15 protein-coding genes, 2 tRNA genes and 2 pseudogenes are annotated in these 21240 nt (G+C 75.0%); 14 read left to right on the top strand and 5 right to left on the bottom strand.

From position 1 onward, the window contains the following. Positions 1-43 precede the first annotated feature (43 nt). On the top strand, positions 44-1234 hold the full coding sequence (locus ACWDRR_RS39280; protein ID WP_449777079.1) for an acyl-CoA dehydrogenase family protein: 1191 nt from the start codon (positions 44-46) through the stop codon (positions 1232-1234). Positions 1235-1531: 297 nt separating this feature from the next. Here the strand turns inward: ACWDRR_RS39280 and ACWDRR_RS39275 are convergent. Continuing rightward, a pseudogene (locus ACWDRR_RS39275) lies at positions 1532-1963 on the bottom strand (universal stress protein); the annotation flags it as partial. A 1025-nt stretch (positions 1964-2988) separates the two neighbouring features. Here ACWDRR_RS39275 and ACWDRR_RS39270 point away from each other — a divergent pair. Further along, complete coding sequence (locus ACWDRR_RS39270) at positions 2989-3879, top strand: HAD family hydrolase (protein WP_449777078.1); 891 nt, start codon at positions 2989-2991, stop codon at positions 3877-3879. A gap of 269 nt (positions 3880-4148) precedes the next feature. On the opposite strand, the gene ACWDRR_RS39265 is transcribed toward ACWDRR_RS39270, so the two are convergent. Further along, positions 4149-4799: a GNAT family N-acetyltransferase gene (locus ACWDRR_RS39265; protein ID WP_449777077.1), complete on the bottom strand. Its 651-nt coding sequence runs from the start codon at positions 4797-4799 to the stop codon at positions 4149-4151. A gap of 1260 nt (positions 4800-6059) precedes the next feature. Between ACWDRR_RS39265 and ACWDRR_RS39260 the strand changes: the two are divergent. The 5 genes and pseudogenes from ACWDRR_RS39260 to ACWDRR_RS39240 all read left to right on the top strand — a co-directional run. After that, a pseudogene (locus ACWDRR_RS39260) lies at positions 6060-7059 on the top strand (helix-turn-helix domain-containing protein); the annotation flags it as partial. A gap of 817 nt (positions 7060-7876) precedes the next feature. After that, the gene (gene orn / locus ACWDRR_RS39255; RefSeq protein ID WP_387881058.1) at positions 7877-8479 is read left to right on the top strand and encodes an oligoribonuclease; all 603 of its coding nucleotides are present in this window, start codon (positions 7877-7879) and stop codon (positions 8477-8479) included. A gap of 166 nt (positions 8480-8645) precedes the next feature. Further along, positions 8646-8721 (top strand) — tRNA-His (locus tag ACWDRR_RS39250). Positions 8722-8847: 126 nt separating this feature from the next. After that, the gene (locus ACWDRR_RS39245) at positions 8848-9294 is read left to right on the top strand and encodes a DUF4442 domain-containing protein (RefSeq protein ID WP_387881061.1); all 447 of its coding nucleotides are present in this window, start codon (positions 8848-8850) and stop codon (positions 9292-9294) included. Between the two features lie 144 nt (positions 9295-9438). Next, entirely contained in the window at positions 9439-10452 is a 1014-nt protein-coding gene (locus tag ACWDRR_RS39240; RefSeq protein WP_449777076.1) for a hypothetical protein, read from the top strand. 123 nt (positions 10453-10575) lie between these two features. Here the strand turns inward: ACWDRR_RS39240 and ACWDRR_RS39235 are convergent, their stop codons facing one another. Both ACWDRR_RS39235 and ACWDRR_RS39230 read right to left on the bottom strand, forming a co-directional pair. Then, positions 10576-11505 (bottom strand): spermidine synthase, encoded by a 930-nt coding sequence (locus tag ACWDRR_RS39235; protein WP_449777075.1) that lies wholly within the window; start codon positions 11503-11505, stop codon positions 10576-10578. Positions 11506-11723: 218 nt separating this feature from the next. Then, the gene (locus ACWDRR_RS39230) at positions 11724-12248 is read right to left on the bottom strand and encodes a hypothetical protein (protein ID WP_449777074.1); all 525 of its coding nucleotides are present in this window, start codon (positions 12246-12248) and stop codon (positions 11724-11726) included. Positions 12249-12744: 496 nt separating this feature from the next. Here ACWDRR_RS39230 and ACWDRR_RS39225 point away from each other — a divergent pair, with 496 nt between their 5' ends. Next, positions 12745-14382: a tetratricopeptide repeat protein gene (locus ACWDRR_RS39225; protein WP_449777073.1), complete on the top strand. Its 1638-nt coding sequence runs from the start codon at positions 12745-12747 to the stop codon at positions 14380-14382. A gap of 108 nt (positions 14383-14490) precedes the next feature. Here the strand turns inward: ACWDRR_RS39225 and ACWDRR_RS39220 are convergent, their stop codons facing one another. After that, a complete protein-coding gene (locus ACWDRR_RS39220; protein ID WP_449777072.1) occupies positions 14491-15141 on the bottom strand; it encodes a histidine phosphatase family protein in 651 nt (216 codons plus the stop codon). Positions 15142-15440: 299 nt separating this feature from the next. Between ACWDRR_RS39220 and ACWDRR_RS39215 the strand changes: the two genes are divergently transcribed. The 6 genes from ACWDRR_RS39215 (at position 15441) to ACWDRR_RS39190 (ending at position 21227) form a co-directional block, all read left to right on the top strand. Next, on the top strand, positions 15441-16727 hold the full coding sequence (locus ACWDRR_RS39215) for a hypothetical protein (protein WP_449777071.1): 1287 nt from the start codon (positions 15441-15443) through the stop codon (positions 16725-16727). Beyond that, the gene (locus ACWDRR_RS39210; protein ID WP_449777070.1) at positions 16724-18367 is read left to right on the top strand and encodes a hypothetical protein; all 1644 of its coding nucleotides are present in this window, start codon (positions 16724-16726) and stop codon (positions 18365-18367) included. The genes ACWDRR_RS39215 and ACWDRR_RS39210 overlap by 4 nt, the downstream gene beginning before the upstream one ends. Positions 18368-18375: 8 nt before the next feature. Then, positions 18376-19731, top strand: coding sequence for an AAA family ATPase (locus ACWDRR_RS39205; RefSeq protein WP_449777069.1), 1356 nt, complete (start codon positions 18376-18378; stop codon positions 19729-19731). Between the two features lie 193 nt (positions 19732-19924). Next, a complete protein-coding gene (locus ACWDRR_RS39200; protein ID WP_449777068.1) occupies positions 19925-20332 on the top strand; it encodes a hypothetical protein in 408 nt (135 codons plus the stop codon). Between the two features lie 193 nt (positions 20333-20525). Next, positions 20526-21077, top strand: a complete 552-nt coding sequence (locus ACWDRR_RS39195) for a bifunctional DNA primase/polymerase (protein ID WP_387881086.1) — start codon at positions 20526-20528, stop codon at positions 21075-21077. Between the two features lie 76 nt (positions 21078-21153). After that, positions 21154-21227 (top strand) — tRNA-Lys (locus tag ACWDRR_RS39190). Positions 21228-21240: the final 13 nt, after the last annotated feature.

Below are 21240 nucleotides of genomic sequence, written 5' to 3'. Positions count from 1 at the left end.
ATCACGCCCGCGGCCACCCCGGCCGGGCCCCAGGAGGATCACCATGCTCGATCACCGACTGAACAGCGAGTACGAGGAACTGCGGCGCACTGTGGCCGAGTTCGCCCAGGACGTGGTCGCGCCGAAGATCGGCGAGTTCTACGAGCAGGGCGAGTTCCCCTACGAGATCGTCCGGGAGATGGGGCGGATGGGCCTCTTCGGCCTGCCGATCTCCGAGGAGTACGGGGGCATGGGCGGCGACTACTTCGCGCTCTGCCTGGTCCTGGAGGAGCTCGCCCGGGTCGACTCCTCGGTCGCGATCACCCTGGAGGCCGCGGTCTCCCTCGGCGCGATGCCGATCTACCGCTTCGGGACGGAGGAGCAGAAGCGCGAGTGGCTGCCCCGGCTGACCTCCGGCGAGCTCCTCGGGGCGTTCGGCCTGACCGAGCCCGAGGGCGGCTCCGACGCCGGCGCGACCCGCACCACGGCGCGCTACGACGAGACCACCGACGAGTGGGTCATCAACGGCACGAAGTGCTTCATCACCAACTCCGGCACCGAGATCACCGGCCTGGTCACTGTCACCGCACTCACCGAACCGATCGCTCGTTCGAGTGAAGAGGGCGAATTCCCCTCGCCACGGCGCGAAATCTCTTCCATCATCGTGCCCACCGGAACCCCGGGGTTCCAGGTGTCGAAGAAGTACTCGAAGGTCGGGTGGAACGCATCCGACACCCGCGAATTGTCCTTTACCGACTGCCGCGTTCCCGCGGCCAACCTGCTGGGCGAGCGCGGCCGCGGCTACGCCCAGTTCCTGCGGATCCTCGACGAGGGCCGCATCGCGATCGCAGCCCTGGCCACCGGCCTGGCCCAGGGGTGCGTCGACCAGTCAGTTGCCTACGCCGGCCAGCGCCGGGCCTTCGGCCGTCCTATCGGTGCCAACCAGGCCATCCAGTTCAAGCTCGCCGACATGGAGATGCGCGCCCACACCTCCCGCCTGGCCTGGCGGGACGCCGCATCCCGGCTGCTGCACGCCGAACCGTTCAAGAAGGAGGCCGCGATCGCCAAGCTGTACTCGTCCGAGGCCGCCGTCGACAACGCCCGTGAGGCGACCCAGATCCACGGCGGGTACGGCTTCATGAACGAATTCCCGGTCGCGCGCTTCTGGCGTGACTGCAAGATCCTCGAAATCGGCGAGGGCACCTCGGAGGTCCAGCGCATGCTGATCGCCCGTGAGCTCGGCGTCACTTCCTGAGGCACCCGCACCATTCCTGGGCTCTGCCTGCAGCCCCGGTTCTCCCGTTTCTCGGCTCGCCGGTGCACCGGCGAGCCGAGAAACGGGAGATTGAAGGAACGGGAGATCGAAGGAGCGGACGGGCCGACCGTCGCCCATTGGCACCCGCCAGGAATCCATCAGGGTCCACCGGAGAGGAGGCGTCCAGGCGCCAGAACGCAAGCACGCCGTGAGCGGCTACGAGACCGCCACAGGACGGCCGTCACAGGGCGTCTGAGGCATGCCGCCGGGCCGGCGTCGCCACCTCCGGACGGACCGTCAGGGGATGACGATCACTGGGCGGTTGGCGCGACGGGCCAGCCGGCCGGACACCGAGCCGAAGATCTTGCCGAGCAGGCCGTGCGTACTGCCGACCACGATCGCGTCCGCGGCGTACTCACGGCCGACCTCCTCGATCTCGTGGCAGATGTCGCCACCCCGCTCGACCAGGATCCAGGGCACCCCGGCAAGGAAGTCGGCGCAGGCGAGCTCCAGGCCGAGCACCTCGGTCCGGTGGTCGGGAAGGTCGACGAAGACAGGAGGTTCGCAGCCCGCCCAGACCGTGGCGGGGAGGCGATTGGCGACGTGCACGATCACCAGACCGCACTTCGAGCGACGAGCCATGCCCACCGCGTAGGCGAGGGCGCGCTCGCTCGACAGTGAGCCGTCGAAACCGACCACCACGCCGTGCTGGAAAGCGGGATCGCACGAGCCGCCGGGCGACTCCTGCACCACCGGCTCACCCGAGACGCTCGGCAGGCCGGATCCTCCCGGGTGCTCTGCACCCGGACCCAGGCGGCCCGTCATCGCCGACTCCGCGTGATCGGGTCGATGATCGCCCCGCTGCTGGCGGGAGCCGGGGCGGCCCCGGCGCGCAATGTTGCGGAGCATGCGCGAGAAACCCCTGGCATCCACGGCGTCCGCGCCCGCATCAGGGTCAGCACCCGCACCGGGCTCTGCGCAATCGCCGCCGCCTCCCCCGGCCATTGCGCCGGCGCTGCGGACCGCATCCGGTTCAACCGGTCGGGAGGACTCAAAACCAGCCATGGCTCAAGGCTCTTCGAAGGAGATGGGCCGACAAGAGAGGACGACGCTGCGCGAGCAGCAGGCCCGCCCACGGAAAGACGTCGGTCTGCGCCGAGCAGCACCGTTTGTGACCTGTTCCTTTCAGAGTACGACGGGCAGGAGACTCAGCCCAGCGGCAAAGCCTCGGAACGGCTTTGTTACCGCGAATGGAGGATGCGCTCGCCGTCGGCGATGCGCCCCCTGCCAGCACGCGGTCGCGCCCCCTCTGGCAAAAGAGGTTCTCTGGAGCTTGACTGAGCGAACGGAGCGATGCAACAGGCCACCGGGACACCGTGACCGGACTGTCATTGATCGACAACGATCCGTTGCCGAACGTCACCGGCCGCCGTCTCCGCCCGAGGACCGGATCGGGCGGCCACGGACGACATATCGTGCGCGGTCGCGCGCCCTTCGCCACCACCCCTCGGCCACCGCTTCCGGAGCACCCCGGACCGCCTCCGGGCCGCTGCGGGCCGCTGCGAGCCGCCTCCGGGCGGCGCCCCGCCCCGACCCGATCGGCCGCCCGATCCGCCGTGCCGCCCTGGATGCGTGGCCGCCCTTCGAACCCGGCCCACCCGCGCCGGTATCCATTTCAGCCAATTCGCAGGGGTTCGCGACGCCGTCTGGCATTTGCCAGGTGCATAGGCGCAGCCGCTGGCACCATGCTCGACATGCCCCTGCTCCTGTTCGACCTCGACAACACGCTGCTCCCCAGGGACGCCGCTTTCCGGGCCTGGGCCCGGGGCTTTCTGGCCGAGCGAGGCCTTCCGCCGGGCGACCTCGACTGGCTCGTCACCATCGACGGCGGCGGCTACGTGCCGCGCAGCACCGTACTGTCCGCGACCCAGCGCCGCTACGGGTTGGACGACTCTCTCGACTTCCTGCTCGCGCACTACCGGCGCGGCATCAACTCCCACATCCACTGCCCGTCCAGAAACATCGACGCGCTGCGAGCGGCGCGCGCGGCCGGGTGGACGCTCGGCATCGTCAGCAACGGCAACACCCGGCCCCAGCTGGAGAAGATCCGCCGGACCGGGCTGGGCCCGATGGTCGACGGCTGGGTCATCTCGGAGGAGGCCGAGTGCGTCAAGCCGGATCCGTTGATCTTCGAGATCGCCGCGCAGCGCTGCGGCATCGCACCCACCGGCGACTGGGCCTCGAACACCTGGATGATCGGGGACCACGCCCCCGCCGATATCGCGGGCGCCGAGCTGACCGGGCTGCGCAGCGTCTGGCTGCACCAGGGCCGGCCCTGGGCCGAGCCGGGCTACCGGCCCACACTGAAGGCCGCCGGTCTCCCGGAGGCCGTCGGGCAGGTGCTCTCCGCGCGCAACGCACCGGGGGCCCGGCCGGGGATCCGAGCCGTCGGACCGGAGCGGCGACGGACGGTCGGCACGGTGGCGGGCAACCGCTGGCTCCGGGGTCACTCGGGCGCGGCGCTGTCCGGCGCGCGTACCGGCGCGCAGCTCTCGCTCTCCGCCCCGGAGGTCCCGCGTGCGCCTGTTCCCGGCGACCGCCCGGACAGCGGCGCTCCGGCCGCTGCGGCGGCCTTCGGTGTCTGAAACCGTTCAGACGGAGTTGCCGCCACCGGGCTCGACCGACCCGTCCGCGAGGAGCGTCCGGTCTCCATCGGCCGGAGCGTCGGCACAAGTCGCACCGCTCCGCCACTCCCGCGCCTGAGCGCCCCCTGCCGGACCACCCCCTGCCCGACCACCCCGCACCGCACCGCTCCACCCGCACCACCCCGCACCGCACCGCACCGCGGCCACGACCGACCGCGGTCACCCAGGCGTCCAAGGAGCCCGGGCGGGCCTGGTGGGCCGGGCGGGCGCTACTGCTCCGAGGGGTCGGGCAGTGACCACCAGTGGCTCCGGCCCACCACGGCGAAGCCGAGCTTGCGGTAGAGCGGTTCGCCGAGCTCGGTGGCGAGCAGGGTCGCCGGACGGTCGGGGTGCGCGGCGGCCAGCGCGGTCTCCAGAACGGCGCGCGCCACCCCCCGCGAGCGCTGCTCGGGGAGCGTCGCGACCCAGTACACCCCGGTGACCCGGCCGTCGTCGTAGGTCAGGCAGGCGCCGGCCAGCTCACCGCCGATCCTGGCCCGCCAGGCCCGCAGGCCCGGTTCGTTCCGGAGGCGGTCGGGCAGCATCCCGCCGCGCGTCCAGGGCTGGTGGTCCGTGATCGGGAAACCGTCGACCACCGCGTGCTCGACCTCGGCGAACGCATCGGCGTCCAGGGCCTCATCGACCGTCAGGTCGCCACCGCGCAGGGCGCCGGACGAGGGCAGCGCACCGAGCAGGGGCGCTTCGAGCGAACCGGGCTCACGGGCCATCACGGGCATCGCCGGGCCGTGGACGCAGCCGTAGCGCGACATGTCCAGCAGGAGGTAGGGGTCCTCGAGCCTGAGCCGGGTGGTGGACCACTCCGCCAGAACGGCCGCCAGTTCCGCCTCCAGCAGCGCCGGTTGGTCATAGGGGCGGGTCACCACGATGCGGTGGGCATCACTCGGGGTGCGGGCGCAGCGGACCGCGGTGAATCCGGGGCGAATGAGCTGATGCCATCCGTGCACACGAGCTTGAGCCCGCCAGAATGCGGCGGCATTGTCGTTGGCCTGTTCGAGCCGGCTGAGGTTGTCCACGACAGGACGGTAGCGCGGGCGACCAACGACCGATCCACGGCCCGGGCACTGGCCGGATGAAGCCAGGGAGGCGCACACATCGAGATTCGTGCGCCCTCCCGTGCACCGCCTATTTTCGGTCAATCTCGCGCGGCTCCCCCGCCCTTGGGCAAAGCCGCAGCCCAGACCCGCCGGCCGGGCACGCCGAAGCCGGGCGCCCCAGGACCGGCCCCGCGACAACCAGCCACCGTTGCACCGGCCCCCTTCCCAGAAGGGTCGACGGGTGCCACGCTTCGTGATCGAATGCATCACGCCAAATTGCCATGTCGACATAGCGTCGGATGGTGAACTTGTCACAACGGCAACGGTCCACCCGATAGATTCGATCTTGGCTAGCAGTGCCGCACCACCACACCACACCACCGAGGGGGCTTGAGCGCCTTGAGCAGGGTGAGCAGGAGCGACGCGGGTCCTGACAGCGACCAGGCCGTGGCCGGTATCGCGGGTCGGTCCGCGAGAGGAACCGGCGTTTCGGCCATCGCTGCCAACCCCCGTTCCTCCGGCACCTCCAGCGCCGCCCCATACGTCTCGTACACCACTGTGGGCGCCGCAGCCTCACCGGCCTCAGCCACCTCGTCGACCTCCCCGTCCTCCGGTGCCGGCACCTTCGCCGCCGCCCCGGAGCACGCCGGACGGCCGGTCAGCCGACCGGTCGTCAGCCCGGGTTCCCTGCAAGGACCGGGGGCGGGCGGACATTCGGGCCCGTCGGTTCCCGGCCATCCTGGCGCTCACGCCGGAGCCCAGCCCGGAGCCCAGTCCGGCGGACACCCGCTCGGCCAGGCGCTCGGCCATCCGGGCCAGGACGCGGCGTACCCGGCCTCCGCCGGAACGGGTGTCGGCATGCCGGCCTCCGGCCTGCCGGGCGGCACTCTCGGCCCGGGCTCGAACAGCCAGAGCCCGAACGGGCAGGGCCCCACCGGCCACGGCGCGAACGGGCAGGGCCCCACCGGCTCCTCCGGCCACGGCCCGAACAGCCAGAACCCCAACAACCAGAGCCTCAACGGCCACGGCCCCGGCGGCCACGGCGCCGGTGGCGGGTCGGGCCTGAACGGCCCCTCGGTCCCCTTGATGTCCACCGCCCCCCGGAAGCTCTCGGGCCGGCGCCGGCGCGAGACCGTCGCGGTGCTGATCTTCGGCGGCGCCCCGATCTTCGAGAGCTCGATCCCGCTCTCCGTCTTCGGTGTCGACCGCCAGGACGCCGGAGTCCCCCGCTACCGCCTGCTGGTCTGCGCCGGCGAGGAGGGGCCGCTGGCCACGACCGGCGGACTCACCCTCTCCGCCCCGTACGGGCTGGAGGCGCTCGCCCGGGCCGGCACCATCGTCGTACCGGCCTGGCGCTCGATCTCGCAGCCGCCGCCGGTCGAGGCGATCACCGCACTGCGCAAGGCGCACCACGAAGGCGCGCGGATCATCGGCCTCTGCACCGGCGCGTTCGTGCTCGCGGCCGCCGGTCTGCTGGACGGCCGCCCGGCGACCACCCACTGGATGTACGCGCCGACCCTGGCCAAGCGCTACCCCCGGGTCCATGTCGACCCGCGCGAGCTCTTCGTCGACGACGGCGACGTGCTGACCTCGGCCGGCACGGCCGCCGGCATCGACCTCTGCCTGCACGTGGTGCGCAGCGACCACGGTGCCGAGGCCGCCAACGCGCTGGCCCGCCGGCTCGTGGTGCCCAGCCGCCGCAGCGGCGGAGGCCAGGCCCAGTACATCGATCAGTCTTTACCGGAAGAGATCGGCAACGACCCGCTTGCCGAGGTGGTCACCTGGGCGCTGGAGAACCTCAACCAGCAGTTCGACGTCGAGGTGCTGGCCGCGCGCGCCTACATGAGCCGGCGGACGTTCGACCGCCGGTTCCGCACGCTGACCGGCAGCGCCCCGCTGCAGTGGCTGATCACCCAGCGGGTGCTGCAGGCGCAGCGGCTGCTGGAGACGTCGGAGCTGTCGGTGGACGATGTCGCCCGCCGCTGCGGCTTCCGGTCGCCGGTGGCGCTGCGCGGGCACTTCCGGCGCCAGCTCGGTGTCTCGCCGGCCGCGTACCGGACCAGCTACCGGGCCCGTCGCCCCGGGTCGGCCTCGCCGACGCCGCCGCCGATGCACCCGGGCGACCTCCGGCTGGCCGGTGCCGTGCCGCAGTCGGCCGCGGCCCATGCCGCGGCGGCGGCCGCTGCTGCCGCCACGGCGGCGGGCGGCGCGCTACTCGGGCAGCACGGGCAGGCGCCCGCGCTGCCGTACCCGGCCGGCGGCTCCGCGTACCCGGGCCAGCACGGGCAGCACGGGCAGCCGTCCGCGCAGGGGGTCCATGCGCGTGCCGCCCAGCCCTACCCGCATCCGCAGGCGGCCCACCAGCCGCACCCCGGCCAGCCGGGGGCGGGGCGCGGTCCGGCGCGGCCGCCACTGGTCCCGGCGCAGGCCGGTCCCGGGGCGGTTCGTCCGCCGCGCACGGCCGAGCACGCCGCGGCGGAGGACGGTCAGCCGCAGCCCGGGGCCCGCGGTCAGGGCCAGGGGCATCGCAGCACGGCCGAGCGGCCGTCGGAGGACGGCGCGGGCGGCCGGGGGCACGGTGCGGCCACCGGTCGGACGCCGGGGTCGGCCGCTCCGGTGACGCCGGAGGGTCGGGCCCGTCAGGGCCGTGCGCCCCAGGTCCGGCCCCAGGGCGGCCGCGCCGCGAGCCCGGACGGGGCCCGCGAGCCACGTGACCCCCGCCCCGCGCGGGACGGCCACCAGGCGCATCCGGTCCACCCGGCCAACCAGGCCGGCCAGGCCCGGGAGGCGCACGAGGCGGACGGCCACGGCCAGGACGCGCACGGCTCGGAGGCCTGCGCTCCGGCGCCCCGCTCGGCTCCTCCGGTGCCCGTGGCGCGTGATCGCGCCGTAGGGTGAGTGGCGTGAATGACCGTTTGGTATGGATCGACTGTGAAATGACAGGCCTCGACCTCGACCGGGACGCCCTGGTCGAGGTCGCGGCACTGGTGACGGACTCCGAGCTGAACGTCCTCGGCGAGGGCGTCGACGTCATCATCCGCCCGCCCGCCGAGGCCCTGGCGAACATGCCCGAGGTGGTGCGCACGATGCACACCTCCTCCGGGCTGCTCGACGAGCTGGAGCACGGCGTCACGCTCGCGGAGGCGGAGGCGCTCGTCCTCGCCTACGTGCGCGAGCACGCGCCGGAGGCCGGGCGGACGCCGCTGTGCGGGAACTCCGTGGCGACCGACCGCGGCTTCCTGGCCCGGGACATGCCCGCCCTGGAGGGACACCTGCACTACCGGATCGTCGATGTCTCCTCGATCAAGGAGCTGGCCCGGCGCTGGTACCCGAGGGCGTACTACAACAGCCCGCAGAAGGGCGGCAACCACCGGGCGCTCGCGGACATCCGCGAGAGCATCGACGAACTGCGGTACTACCGCGAGGCGGTGTTCGTCCCGCAGCCCGGCCCGGACACCGACACCGCGCGCGCGATCGCCGAGAAGTACCAGGCCCCGACGGACTGACCCGCCCGCACCTCCCGGGCGGGGGCCTGCGCGAAGGCGGCCGCCGGACCCGGGAGGGCGCCCGCATCGGGGTGATCGAAACCCTGGCGCGAGCACCCTCTCGGATCCTGTATTGTTCTTCCTGTCGGAACGGGAACGCGAAGAGCGGGAACGAGCCGGACAGATGGTGGGTGTAGCTCAGTTGGTAGAGCACCTGGTTGTGGTCCAGGTGGCCGCGGGTTCGAGTCCCGTCACTCACCCCAGAGCCTGAGGGGCCGATCTCTTCAAGAGATCGGCCCCTCAGGCGTTTTCGCGTTCCCTCACATTTCCGCGGTTTCCCCCTCCGGAAGATCTGCCGCCAGAAGCTACCGACTAGTAACATTGCCGCCATGACCACACCTTCGATCGGCCAGCTGCTCGACTCGACCGTGCCGATGGCACACACCCTCAAGCTGGAGTACCTGGAGACGACGCCGGAGCGTGCCGTCCTCCGGCTGCCCGACCAGCCCGAGTACCACAACCACGTCGGTGGCCCGCACGCCGGCGCGATGTTCACCCTCGCCGAGTCCGCGAGCGGCTGCATCGTGCTGGGTGCCTTCGGCGACCAGCTCTCGCGCGCCGTGCCGCTCGCCGTGAGCGCCGAGATCTCCTACAAGAAGCTGGCGATGGGCACCGTCACCGCCACCGCGGTGCTGGGCCGACCGGTCGCGGACATCGTCGCCGAGCTCGACAAGGGCGAGCGGCCGGAGTTCCCCGTCACGGTCGAGATCACCCGCGCCGACGGCGCTGTGACCGGCGTCATGACCGTCATCTGGACCCTGCGCCCCAACTCCTGATCCCCGAAGGAGCGCTGGTCCCGCGGCCGGGCCTGCCGCCGGGCCGTCGGCGGGGCCCGCGGCCCGGGAAGCCGGGGTTCGACGTGATGACTGTCCGTGACGGCAGCCGTGACCTCACGGCCCGTCCGCTCGTTCTCAACTCACGTGCGAGCCAATCACGCGACCAAGGCCCCGGAACCCGTCCGACGCGCCGACGGCGCCGCCCGGCGCCCGGGCGGCCGGTGGCTGCCCCGCCCGCGTGTCGTCGCGGCGGGCGGGGCGCTCCTCGCACAGCTCTGGGGGCTGGGGGCGTCCAACGCCTGCGCGGCGGCCGCCGGACCGCTGCCGGAACCGGTCAGCCGCACCGTCGGTCGGACGCTGGGCGGCGGCCCGGTCCTCGACGGGGAGTCAGCCGGGCACCCGGCCGGTGCGGCCGGCCAGGGCGCACCGCCGCACGAGTCGACGGCGCACTCCCCCGGCCGGGAGCCCGCGGGGCAGGCGCTCCCGGGCCAGGAGGCGCCGGGCCGGGCACCCGCCGGCCAAGCGGCCCCGGGGTCGGCCGCCCCCGGACAGGCGGCGTCGCCCGGCGTCCTCGGACAGCTCGCCGTCCCGGCCGCCGCGGCCGTTCCGGTGGCCGGCCTGGACGCGGCGACCGCACCCGTCGGCGGCCTGCTCCAGGACCGGATCAGAGCGGGCGGCCTGCCACTGCCAGGACAGCGGGCCTCCGTCCCGGACGCGTTCGCGATCGCCTCCGGACTGCTCGGCAGCGCGCCCGCCCCGACCCGCCCCGATGGGACCCGCGCCTCCCGGGACGGCGACCCCGGCGGTCCCGCGGCCGAACCCGGCCGGGCGGGCGGCCCCACCGCCCCGGCCGCGCAGCCCGCCCCGGCGGCAGGCGGGTCGCACGGCCCCGCCACTCCGCCACCCGCCCACGCACCCGCCGACCGTCGGGACCGTACCGCCGGCGAGCCCGTCCCGGACAGCGCCGAGACGGCCCGGGCGGCCGCCTCCGAGCACTCCGCACCGCACGAGAGCGTCGCCGTGGCCGGGCCGGCCACCGCTCCGGCCGGACACGGTCTCGCCGGCACCGGGACCGCCGTGCTCGCGCCCATCACGGCCGGACTGCTGCTCACCGGCGCCGCGATGTGCAAGCACCGGGGACTGCCGCGCGGACACTGACCCGGCCCACTGCGCGGCGGTGCGGCGTGACCGGACGGACCCACCGGTCCCGGCGACCGGGAAGCCCGGAGCCGCGGCGGATTCCAGGAGTCGGCCCGGCCTCGTTCGACCACCGGACGACCTCTACCGGAAGACCTCCGGCGGCGGGGCCGGGGAGGGGGCTGCGGTGACGTCGGTGGCGGGGGCCGCACCGGCGGCGAAGTCGGCCAGCGCGCGGCCGTGTTCGACCCGGCCGAGAGCCGCGTCCGAGGCCACCTTGCGGCCCAGTTCGGCGACCGGGAGCGGCGTGTGCGCGGCGGCCAGGATCAGGTTCCCGAAGCGCTTGCCGCGCAGCACCGCCGGGTCGGCGACCAGGCAGAGTTCGGGGAAGACCGCGCCGAGGGTGGCGATCTGCGAACGGGCGAAGGGCAGCGCCGAGCCGTCGGCGATGTTCACCGCGTACCAGCCGCCGGGGGCGAGGGCACGGGCTGCGAGTGCGGTGAACTCGACGGTGGTGCAGTGGGCCGGGACACGGGCGCCGGAGAAGACGTCGGCGATCACCAGGTCGACGGTGCCCTCGGGGGTGCGCTCCAGGACGCTGCGGGCGTCCGCGCCGCGGACCTTGATCTGCCAGCCGCGCTCCAGCGGGAGTTCGGCGCGGACGAGTTCGGTGAGCGCGGTGTCGATCTCGGCGACCTGCTGGCGGGAGCGCGGGCGGGTGGCCGCGACGTAGCGGGCCAGGGTGAGGGCGCCGCCGCCGAGGTGCAGGACGGTGAGCGGCCGCCCGGGCGGGGCGACCAGGTCGATCAGGTGGCCGAGCCGGCGCTGGTACTCGAAGCCCAGGTGGGTCGGGTCGGCGAGGTCGACCATGGACTGCGGTGCGCCGTCGATCAGCAGCGACCAGGCGGCGGGGCGGTCGCGATCGGGGCGGAGTTCGGCCAGCCCGGAGTCGACGGGGCGGGTCAGCGCCCCCTGGGCGTGCGTGCGGCCGCCGGGGCCGGTGGCCGCCGACTGCGGCTCCGCCGCCGTACGGCCCTTGTCCGTGCTGCGGCCGGCCCTGCTGCTTCGTCCCATACCGGTCATTATCGCCGCCGTGCCGAAGGTCTCCGCAGCTCGGCGGAGGACCAGGGACGGGAGAGCGGCGGAAGGGAGGCCAGGGGAAGGACGGTGGCGCGAGCCTTCCGGACGGGACCTCGCCCGAGCCTCCGAGCGGGCGCGGTGCCCCGGAGCGGGACCGGGCGGACGGCGCGGGACCGGGCGGACGGAGCGGGACCGAGCGAGGCGGCGCGGGCCTAGAACGGGCCGAGGCCGCCGGCGGTCAGGGTGCAGGCGGCCTCGCAGAGGGCCGAGCGCAGCACCCAGGCGTCGGTGGGGCGGACGGCGAAGTCCGCGCCGACCGGAGGCATCACCCAGCGCGGATCGGTGGCGGGCAGGAGCAGGGCGCCCGCGGTACACGAGCTGCCGGGCAGGTGCCACGTCTCCGAGGTGCCGGCCGGGACGAAGAAGGAGACCGTGCTGCCGTTGCGGCTCTGCAGCACCGCGCCGCAGGCCCGGCGCAGCCGCAGGATGTCGACCGCCTCCAGGCCGTGCCGCAGGGCCACCGTGACGGTGTCGCAGCCGGTGACGACCACGCCCGCGCCGTCCGCTCCGAGCCGACGGACCGGACCGCTGCCGCCGCCGCACGGGGCCCGGCCGCCCTCCAGGGGCCCGCGCCCCGGACCGCGGTCGTCGGCCGCCTCGGGGAGCAGGGCGGGAGCGGCGCCCGCGAGCACCCCTCCGGCGACCAGGCGGTGGTACTGCGGCAGTCCGGTGGCCATCACGGGCTCTCCTGTCACCTCGTCCGATCGGAAGTGCCGCCGCTCCGGGGGTGGGGGCCGCCGCTGCGGGCGGTGGGCCTGGGCGACGACCGGGGCTTCCACGTATCAGGACAACGCCGGGGACCCGGTCGAGGCCACGGGGCGCCTTACAGCAAGGCATGGCATTTCATGGCAGATCCAGGCAACCGCGCCCGTTATGACCGCAATTGACAGCACATCATCCATAAACACGCTGTGGCCGGTCGGTGACTCCGGGTACTGTCGGTTGCGTGTCCGGGGCCCATCCAGCCCCACCGGGCCCACCCGTGGTCGACCCCACCGGGCCCACCCGTGGCCGCGGAAACCCGGCCGAGCGGAGTCCACCCCGACCGCACAGGCCCGGGCCGGCCGAGCGGAGCCGCGGCACCACCCGGCCGAAGCCCACCGTACGCAGGACCGACACCCACCGGAACCGCCCCACCTCGCACCAGCACCCCGCACGACCACGGAGCGCACCATGGCAGCCACCCCACCGGCCGAGCCGAACCGCCCGTCACCCAACACCGTGATGCGCGCACTGCGCGGCGACCGTTCGCCGGGCGAGTTCGCGATGGCCGTACGACGGGCCGCCCGCGAGATCGGTGAGCACGTCTCCTGCGACGCCCGCTACGTCGGGCGGGTCGAGGCGGGCGAGATCCGCTGCCCCAACTACGCCTACGAGCGGGTGTTCCGGCACATGTGGCCGGACCGCTCGCTGACCGACCTCGGTTTCGCCCCCCGCACCGCCGTCCGCCGCCGCTCAGCGGACGGCGGCGGGGGCTCCGCACCACCCCGACTCCACCCGCAGTTCCCGTCCCTGCCCACCCCGCGCTCGCCGCACTCCATCCAACTCCCGTACGCTGCCTCGCCGTACGCGGAACCACCCCCACCGGACGGACCGGCCTTGCCGAGGTCCGCGGCGTCTCTCCGGGGGCCCGACGGATCGCACCATTTCGACGAGGAGAACGACGACGTGCGTCGCCGTACGTTCCTGGCCGGCGGCCCGGCCGCGCTGGCCACCGTGATCGGCATCGACCGGCCGGCCGTGGCCACCAGCACCGACCCGGGCACGCCCGGGGCCGAGGAGGCCGCCGCCCGGTTCATCCCGGACCGGTCCGGGCTCGGCACCGGGCGGTTCGGCCCGGCCCCGGCCCTGTTCGACCCCGGGTCGGCCTTCGTGCCGGGCCGACCCGGCCCGGTACCACCGCCCCGCCGGATCGGTGCGGCCGAGGTGCTCGGCGTCGAGCAGGCCGTCCGGGACATCCGGCTGGCCGACGACGTGTACGGGGCCGACGCCCTGTTCGAGCTGGCCGGGCAGTCGCTGCGCACCGCCTACGTACTGCTCAACGAGGGTGAGTACAGCGCCGAGACGGAGCGAAGACTGCAGGCCGGGGCCGGCGAACTCGCCATCTCGGTGGGTTGGTTGGCGCACGATTCGAACCGGCTGGCGGACGCCCGGTCGCTCTACGCCGAGGCGCTCGCCACCGCCCGGATGGCGAGCGACAGCGCCCTGGAGGCGCACGTGTTCTGCAACAGCGCCTTCCTCGCCCGGGACGCCGGCCGCCCCCGCGAGGCGCTCCGCGCCGCCCAGGCCGGGCAGGCGGCCGCCCGGCACCTGGACTCCGACCGGCTGCTCTCCCTGCTGGCCATGCGCGAGGCCGGCGGCTGGGCACTCCTGCAGGACCGCGCCGCCTGCGAACGGGCCCTCGGCCGCGCGTACACGCTGTTCGACCGCGGCCCCTCCGAGGCCGACCCCGAGTGGATGTCCTTCTTCGGCGAGGCGGAGATCGCCGGGCTGCAGTCCCAGTGCTGGTCCGCGCTCGGGGACTTCGACCGGGCCAGCGAACAGGCCGGGCTGGCCATAGCCCTCCAGGAGCCGCACTTCGTGCGCAACCGCGTGCTGTACACCGCCGAGCTGGCGCACGACCGCCTCGGCCGGGGGGACCTGGCCGGCGCCGCCGGCCACGGCACGGCCGCCGTGGCCCTGTTCGGCGAGGTCCGCTCGGCACGGATCCGCAGCATGCTGGCGGACACCGCCGAGCGGCTGCGCCCGCACCGGGCCGTCCCGGAGGTCGGCCGGTTCCTGACCGAGTACGACCTCGCGGCGGCGGCCTGACCGGCGCCGCGGCCGTGCTCGCCGCGACCACCCGCACCCCGGCGGCGGCCGGTCACCCCTGCCGCGCCGGGCCCTGACGGATCGTCGGGCCCCGGCGCGGCAGGCCGGTCAGTGCTTCAGGCCCTCCAGGTGGCCGAGGTCGTTCCAGACCTCGACCGCCGGCGCGCCGTACTCCCAGGAGAGCACGCAGAGCGCCGCCGTTCCGAGCTTGAACCGCTGGGCGTACTCGGGCGCCAGCCCGAGCCAGCGGGCGGTCAGGATGCGCAGCAGGTGGCCGTGGGCGAAGAGCACCACGTCGCGGTCGGCGCAGTGCATGACCGTGGTCCCCGGGTCCGGCACGCCGTGCTCGTCGTTGAGGTCGGCGAGGAAGGCGTCCACCCGGGCGGCGACGTCGGACAGCTTCTCGCCACCGGGCACGCCGTCCCGCCAGATCAGCCAGCCGGGGTGGTCCGTGGCGCGAATGTCCTGGCCGGTCCGGCCCTCGTACTGCCCGTAGTCCCACTCCAGCAGCTCCGGCCGGTCCACGGCGCGGTCACCGAAGCCCGCCAGGGCGCAGGTCTCCTTGGCGCGGTCGAGCGGGCTGGTGTAGACGAGGGCGTCCGGCAGGCCGTTCCAGGGGGCCTTGGCGAGGCGGGCACCGAGCGCCCGGGCCATCGCGCGGCCCTCCTCGGTCAACGGGATGTCGGTCCGGCCGGTGTGGCGACCGGTGGCCGACCACTCGGTCTCGCCGTGGCGGACCAGGACGATTCGGGCGGGCATGGGTGGCTCCTCGCAACGGGGCGGTGGCAACGGTCGGTCTCGCCATTGAGCACCGGCACTCCATGATCCCTCACCTGCGCGCCGCCCACGATCCCGGGCCGGGCGCCGTGGCCGGAGCGGGGCAGCCGCCCCCGGCGGTCCCCGCCGCAGGCGCCCACCGGCCGGCCAGCGCCCCGCCCACCGGCCGGGCCCCGCGCCGCCGCAGCAACGCCCGAGAACCGCCCGGAATCGGCGCGGATGGCCGAGGATCGCCGGGGCGGACCGGATTGTCGGACCCGGGTGCGACACTGGGCCGCACCATGAACGTCTCGACGAACGTCCCGTCCACCGGGCACTTTGAGCCGCTCGCCCAGCGGCTCGCCGAGCTGCGCGGTCCGGCGCCGCAGCGCAGCCTGAACGCCCGCGCGCTCGCCGCGCTCGCCGCCAATCCGGGCTGTCACCGCCGCGCCGTGCTCGACGCCGCCGGGGTCGACAAGTCGGCGCTGGCCGCCCGGCTCGGCCGCCCGGCACCGTTCGGGCAGTCCCCGTTCGCCCTCGCCCGCGGTGTGATCTTCGAATCGCGGCTGAAGGAGGACGACTACACGGCGCTGCTGGAGCCGCTGCGCCGCCACCTCGGCCTGCCGGCCGACGGCGGCGCCCCGCTCACCGTGCCCGATCTGCTGCGCCGCTCCGGTCCGGCCGTCCGGGCCGAGCGGACGACCGCCGCGCTCGCCGAGGCCGCCGCCGACCCGCGGGCCTGGACGCTGCTCGACCACCCGCTGCTGCGGCTCACGGTGGCCGGCAGCACCGCGTACCTGGAGCCGGACGCCGTCGTGGTGCACGACGGGCGGTGCACCGTGATCGAGATCAAGTCCTTCCCGGTGCTGGACGGCAGCGCGGACCCGGCCAAGGTCGGTGCCGCCGCCCGCCAGGCCGCCGTCTACGTCCTGGCGCTCCAGGAGACGGCCGCCGCGCTGGCCGGCCGGGAGCCGGACCGGAACCCGTACGTCGAGCAGCGGCTGCCGGGCAGCCCGCGGCTGAGCGTGCTGCTGGTCTGCCCGAAGGACTTCAGCAACCGGCCCACCGCGGTGACCGTCGACGTCCGGCGCGAGCTGGCCACCACCCGCCGCCAGCTCAGCCGGATGACCGGCATCGGCCGGCTGCTGGACGCGCTGCCGCCGGGGGCGGGCTTCGATCTCGCCACCGACGGGACCGGGGCGCCCGCCCGCTCGGCCGAACAGCTGGCCGAGTCGGTCGAGGCGGTGCCGGCCGCGTACAGCCCGGACTGCCTCTCCACCTGCGAGCTGGGCTTCCACTGCCGCGCCCGGGCCCGCTGCGGCGACCGGGTCGAGCAGCTCGGGCGGGGCGTGCGCGGCGAGTTGGGCAGCATCCGGACCGTCACCGAGGCACTGGCCGCCGCCGGGGCGGGCGTCGCCGGCGAGCGCGGCCCGCACTCCGGGGCCGCCCCGGGAGCCGATGCGGAGGACGACGGCGACGAGGCCGCCGCCCGGCTGGCCTACGCCGCCGCGCTGCGCGCCGAGGCGCTCGGCCGACCCGTCCCCGCGGCCGGGGCTGCCGCGACGGCCGGGGCGGGAGCCGCCCGATGAGCCTGCTCGGCACCCTCGCCCGGCTGGAGGCCGTCCGCAGCGGCCGGGCCGAGCCGCTGGCCACCGTCCGCCACCGGCACCTCTCCGAGCGCCCGATGGTGGTGGTGCCGCTGACCGCCGCCGGCGAGGCCGGCGCGCCCCTGGCCGTGATGCTGGGCACCGACCGCTCCGCGCCCCGGCTGCACATCGTCCCGCAGCCGCTCAACCGCACCCTGCGCTTCGACTTCCTGGCCGAGCTGGCCGCCGATCTGCTGCCCTACCTGGAGTCCTTCGCGACCGAGGTGGAGCAGATCGAGGGCTCCGAGAAGGACCCGGGGACCGGCGAGAAGACGCAGGTCTTCCGCGAGCTGTGCACCGACGCACCGCAGCTGATCGTGCCCAACAGCGCGGGTGTGCACCACCTCGCCCTGCTCGGCCGCTCCACCCGCTTCCGCCGCACCGTCGAGGACGACGAGCCGGGGCCCTACCCGGCGCCGGCCCGGGTGCCGCTGCTCGGCCGCTGGCTGACCCACTTCACCGACCGGGCCCAGGTGCCCGGCTCCAGCCTGCTGCTGGCGATGACCGGTCTGCTCTCCCGGCACTGGGCGACCGGCCAGAGCCACCTGGAGGACCAGCACCTCGCCGCCCGGCTGGCCTGGCACGCACCGCCGGCCGGCCTGACCGGGGCCGAGGCCGCCGAGCGGGCCGAGTCCACCCGGGACGCGGCCGGCCAGCTGCTCCACCCGCCGGCCGGCCCGGCCACCGACCCGCGCTTCGACGAGCTGGTGCTGGGTCCGGCGATCGCCCGCTACGACGCCGCCGCGGCCACGCTGCTGCACGCCGCCCAGGAGCCCGGCGACACGGACGCCCGGCAGGCCCGGGCAGCCGTCCGGACGGCCGTCGAGCAGCTGCGCTCGGCGCTGTCCCAGGTGCTGCTGCCCACCTGGGACGACGTCTGGCACGGTCTGGACCTGCTCCGCGGCCTGCCGCCGGCCGGGCACCTGGCGGAGCGCTGGACGGGCGACCGCTGGTCCTACACCGGCCACCGGGACCGGCTGGCGGCGGGCGAGCCGCCGCAGCCCCGGCAGGACGACGCCGTGACGGCCGCCCGGAAGCTGGCGCAGCGCGAGCGCGAGCAGGCCCGGCTGGACGTCCAGGAGGCGCTGGACGACCCGCTGGCGATGGCCGAGCACCGGCTGGCCGGCGAGGCGTTCTCGGGTGTGGTGACCGAGGTGGTGCCGGACTACGACACCTCGGGGCGCTCGCCCAAGCCGCGTCCGCTGGTCACCGTCCGCACGGCCGACCGCCCGCACGCGGACCTCGGCCGGGAGGCGCACCGCGTCCGGGAGGCCCCCGCGCCGGAGTCCGGCGGCGGGCCGAGCCCGCAGAAGGCGGTGATCGCCGCGGTGGACCCGGCGGCGGGCACCATCACGTTGCGGGTGCTGTCCGGCATGGGGCGCAAGAAGGAGCCCGAGCCGGGCAGCCTGCCCGAGCCCGGCGAGCGGATCACCTTCACCCTGTTCGAACTGACCGTCCGCCAGTCCGCGCCGCTGCCCGAGCCGGACGACACCCCGTGGACGCACGGCGGCCCGCCCGGTGCCGCCTCCGCGCCCGGACCCGTGCCGGTCGCCACCGCCACCGCCACCGAGGAATGGGAGTGATCCGGCCGATGGACAGCGAGCAGGCCCCGGGTGCGGCCGCCGACGCGGCGGTGGCCAGGATCCTGGAGGCCACCGTCCGCCCGGCCACCGGCGCCCCGCGCGGCGTGGTGGTGGACTCCCCGCCCGGCGCCGGCAAGTCCACCCTGGTGGTGCGCGCCGCCCGGGAGCTGGTCGAGGCGGGTGAGCGCCTCATGATCGTCGCCCAGACCAACGGGCAGGTGGACGACCTGGTCGACCGACTGGCCGAGAAGGCGCCGGAGTTGACGATCGGCCGGCTGCACGCGGCGGACTCCCGGCCGGGGCCCGAGGTGCTGCGGCACCCCAATGTCACGCCCTCCGACAAGGTGACGGACCTCGCCGAGCTCGACGTGGTGATCTCGACCGCCGCGAAGTGGCAGTGGGTGAGGACCGAGGCGCCCTGGCGGCACGCGATCGTCGACGAGGCCTACCAGATGCGCTCGGACGCCCTGCTCGCGGTGGCCCGGCTGTTCGAGCGGGCCCTGTTCGTGGGGGACCCGGGCCAGCTGGACCCGTTCACGGTGGTCGGCACCGAGCAGTGGGCGGGGCTGTCGTACGACCCGTCGAGCAGCGCGGTGGTCACGCTGCTCGCGCACAACCCGCAGATCGAGCCGCACCGGTTGCCGGTCTCCTGGCGGCTGCCGGCCAGCGCGGCGCCACTGATCTCCGACGCGTTCTACCCCTACACGCCGTTCCGTTCCGGCACCGGGCCCGGCGAGCGGCGGCTCACCGCCTCGGTGCGGCCGGACGGCTCCGCCCTGGACGCGGCGATCGACCGGGCGGCCGAGCACGGCTGGGCGCTGCTGGAGCTGCCCGCCCGGCACACCGTCCGGACCGATCCGCAGGCGGTGGCCGCCGTGGCGGCGACGGTGCGCCGACTGCTGGAGCGCGGCCTGACGGCCCACTCCGAGCAGGGCTCCGTCCCGCTCGCCCCGGGCCGGATCGCGGTCGGCACGGCCCACCGGGACCAGGCGGCGGCCGTCCGGGCCGCGCTGCTCAAGGCCGGTGTCCCGGTCGACCCGGCCGTCGGGCCGGCCGTCACGGTGGACACCGCCAACCGGCTGCAGGGGCGCGAGTACGACGTCACGGTGGTGCTGCACCCGCTCTCCGGGCGGCCGGACGCGACCGCCTTCCACCTGGAGACGGGCCGGCTCTGCGTGCTCGCCTCCCGGCACCGGCACGCGTGCATCGTGGTGGCCCGGGCCGGCATCGCCGAGCTGCTGGACGAGCACCCGGCCACCGAGCCGGTCCAGCTGGGCGTCTCGGTCAAGTTCCCCGACGGCTGGGAGGCCAACCACCAGGTGCTGCAGCACCTCGCCGGCCACCGGGTGCGACTGGCGCGCTGACCGGGCCCGGCCGGGCCGGGGCGGCTGGCCGACAGGTGCACGCCCCCGGCGCGCCGGGCGGGAATAGCGCCCGGACTCGCACCGTTCCGTTACCGGCTGCCGCCGCGAGACAATGGACGGCGGCCAGGACCGGGCGGCGGCGTCCCCGGCTGCCGTCGTCCGCCCCCCACCGAGCACCCGGAGGTGTCCGTCCATGCCCGACTCCCACGCCCAGGCGTCCGACCCGAGCGGTTCGACCGTGCCGGCCGGTCCGGGCGCAGGCGCCGGTGAAGCGCCCGCCCGACGCCGGCGTCCGGTCCAGCTGTTGTTCGAGCCGCACATCGCCGAGCCGGAGCCGGAGCGCTTCTTCGACCTCGAGTCGATCGAGGACCCGGCGGAGCTGCTGCGCCGTTCCACCGAGCTGGCGCTGGCCTTCCGCGCGGCCGCCGAGCGGGCCACCGACTTCCAGGCCGTCGCCGCCGCGCAGCTCGCGGACACCCGCCGGTTCGACGCGCTCTCCGACGCCGAGATCGCCGAGCGGGCGGACTGGACGCCGGACTACGCGACCAAGATGATCGAGTACGGCCGCGGCCTGCTCCAGCCCCGGCGCCACGACGGCTAGCGGCCGGCGGTTCCGGGGACCGGTGAACCCCCGGGGGCCCGGGCGGCAACGCCCCGGGCACCGGGCCCGGCCTGGCCCGGAAACCTCGCCAGTGGCATATGCAGCGCGGCAGGGTACGCCGCACCCCGCCGCGCTGTCCGGCAAACCGCGCTTTCCCTCCCGGACACCCCGCGGACGCCCCACTCTGCTGTCTGTGGACATCTGGACGTATCAGTCGGTGGAGTACGTCACCGTGGCCGGGGAAGCCTGGCTGGCCTCCGCCAGTGAGTACCCGCGCAGCATGCGCGCCCTCTGGGAATCGCGCCCCTGGGCGCCCTCGGTGCTGCCCTGCGGCCGCGCCTTCGACGTGATCAGCATGCCGTCCCTGTTCGGCCGCAGGGTGCTGGACGAGCTGTGGACCTCCGGACCGGGCTGCGGGCCGGTCGCCGTGTACCGGGGGCGCACGCTGCTGTTCGTCCGGCCCGGGGCGGCGGCCCGACTGCGCCGGCTGCTCGCCTGGGAGGAGTGGGCCCGGGACGTCCCGCCGCTGCTCTGCCACGGCCGTGGCGACGCGGTGACCGTCCCGCCGGTGCAGCGGATGGTGCACAGCCCGGACTCCCCCGGCCTGGGCGCCGGGCGGTGGATCGTCGCCCCGGAGAGCCGGGAGCCGTGGCTGCCGGGCGCTTCGGTGGTGCTCTGGGCCTGTGTCCGGGCGGCCCGCGAGCCCGCCGAGCGGGCCGGGTCGGCGGCGCTGCCCGTCGGCTGAGCCCGGCCCGCCCCGGCTCCGGTTATTCGATTTTGGCCGGGCCGGGCGCCGCTGCTAAAGTCTTCTCTGTCAGCAGGCGCCGCTAGCTCAGTTGGTTAGAGCAGCTGACTCTTAATCAGCGGGTCCGGGGTTCGAGTCCCTGGCGGCGCACAGACAGCCGGAA

This window comes from Kitasatospora sp. NPDC003701 (assembly GCF_053587085.1).
Note: the sequence above shows the minus strand (reverse complement) of the source record. Positions and strands in the feature narration are given on the sequence as shown.

Coding starts and splice junctions, on each gene's coding strand:
- ACWDRR_RS39280 (WP_449777079.1), top strand. CDS start 44: ATGCTCGATCACCGACTGAACAGCGAGTACGAGGAACTGCGGCGCACT.
- ACWDRR_RS39270 (WP_449777078.1), top strand. CDS start 2,989: ATGCCCCTGCTCCTGTTCGACCTCGACAACACGCTGCTCCCCAGGGAC.
- ACWDRR_RS39245 (WP_387881061.1), top strand. CDS start 8,848: ATGACCACACCTTCGATCGGCCAGCTGCTCGACTCGACCGTGCCGATG.
- ACWDRR_RS39235 (WP_449777075.1), bottom strand. CDS start 11,505: ATGGGACGAAGCAGCAGGGCCGGCCGCAGCACGGACAAGGGCCGTACG.
- ACWDRR_RS39230 (WP_449777074.1), bottom strand. CDS start 12,248: ATGGCCACCGGACTGCCGCAGTACCACCGCCTGGTCGCCGGAGGGGTG.
- ACWDRR_RS39225 (WP_449777073.1), top strand. CDS start 12,745: ATGGCAGCCACCCCACCGGCCGAGCCGAACCGCCCGTCACCCAACACC.
- ACWDRR_RS39220 (WP_449777072.1), bottom strand. CDS start 15,141: ATGCCCGCCCGAATCGTCCTGGTCCGCCACGGCGAGACCGAGTGGTCG.
- ACWDRR_RS39215 (WP_449777071.1), top strand. CDS start 15,441: ATGAACGTCTCGACGAACGTCCCGTCCACCGGGCACTTTGAGCCGCTC.
- ACWDRR_RS39210 (WP_449777070.1), top strand. CDS start 16,724: ATGAGCCTGCTCGGCACCCTCGCCCGGCTGGAGGCCGTCCGCAGCGGC.
- ACWDRR_RS39205 (WP_449777069.1), top strand. CDS start 18,376: ATGGACAGCGAGCAGGCCCCGGGTGCGGCCGCCGACGCGGCGGTGGCC.
- ACWDRR_RS39200 (WP_449777068.1), top strand. CDS start 19,925: ATGCCCGACTCCCACGCCCAGGCGTCCGACCCGAGCGGTTCGACCGTG.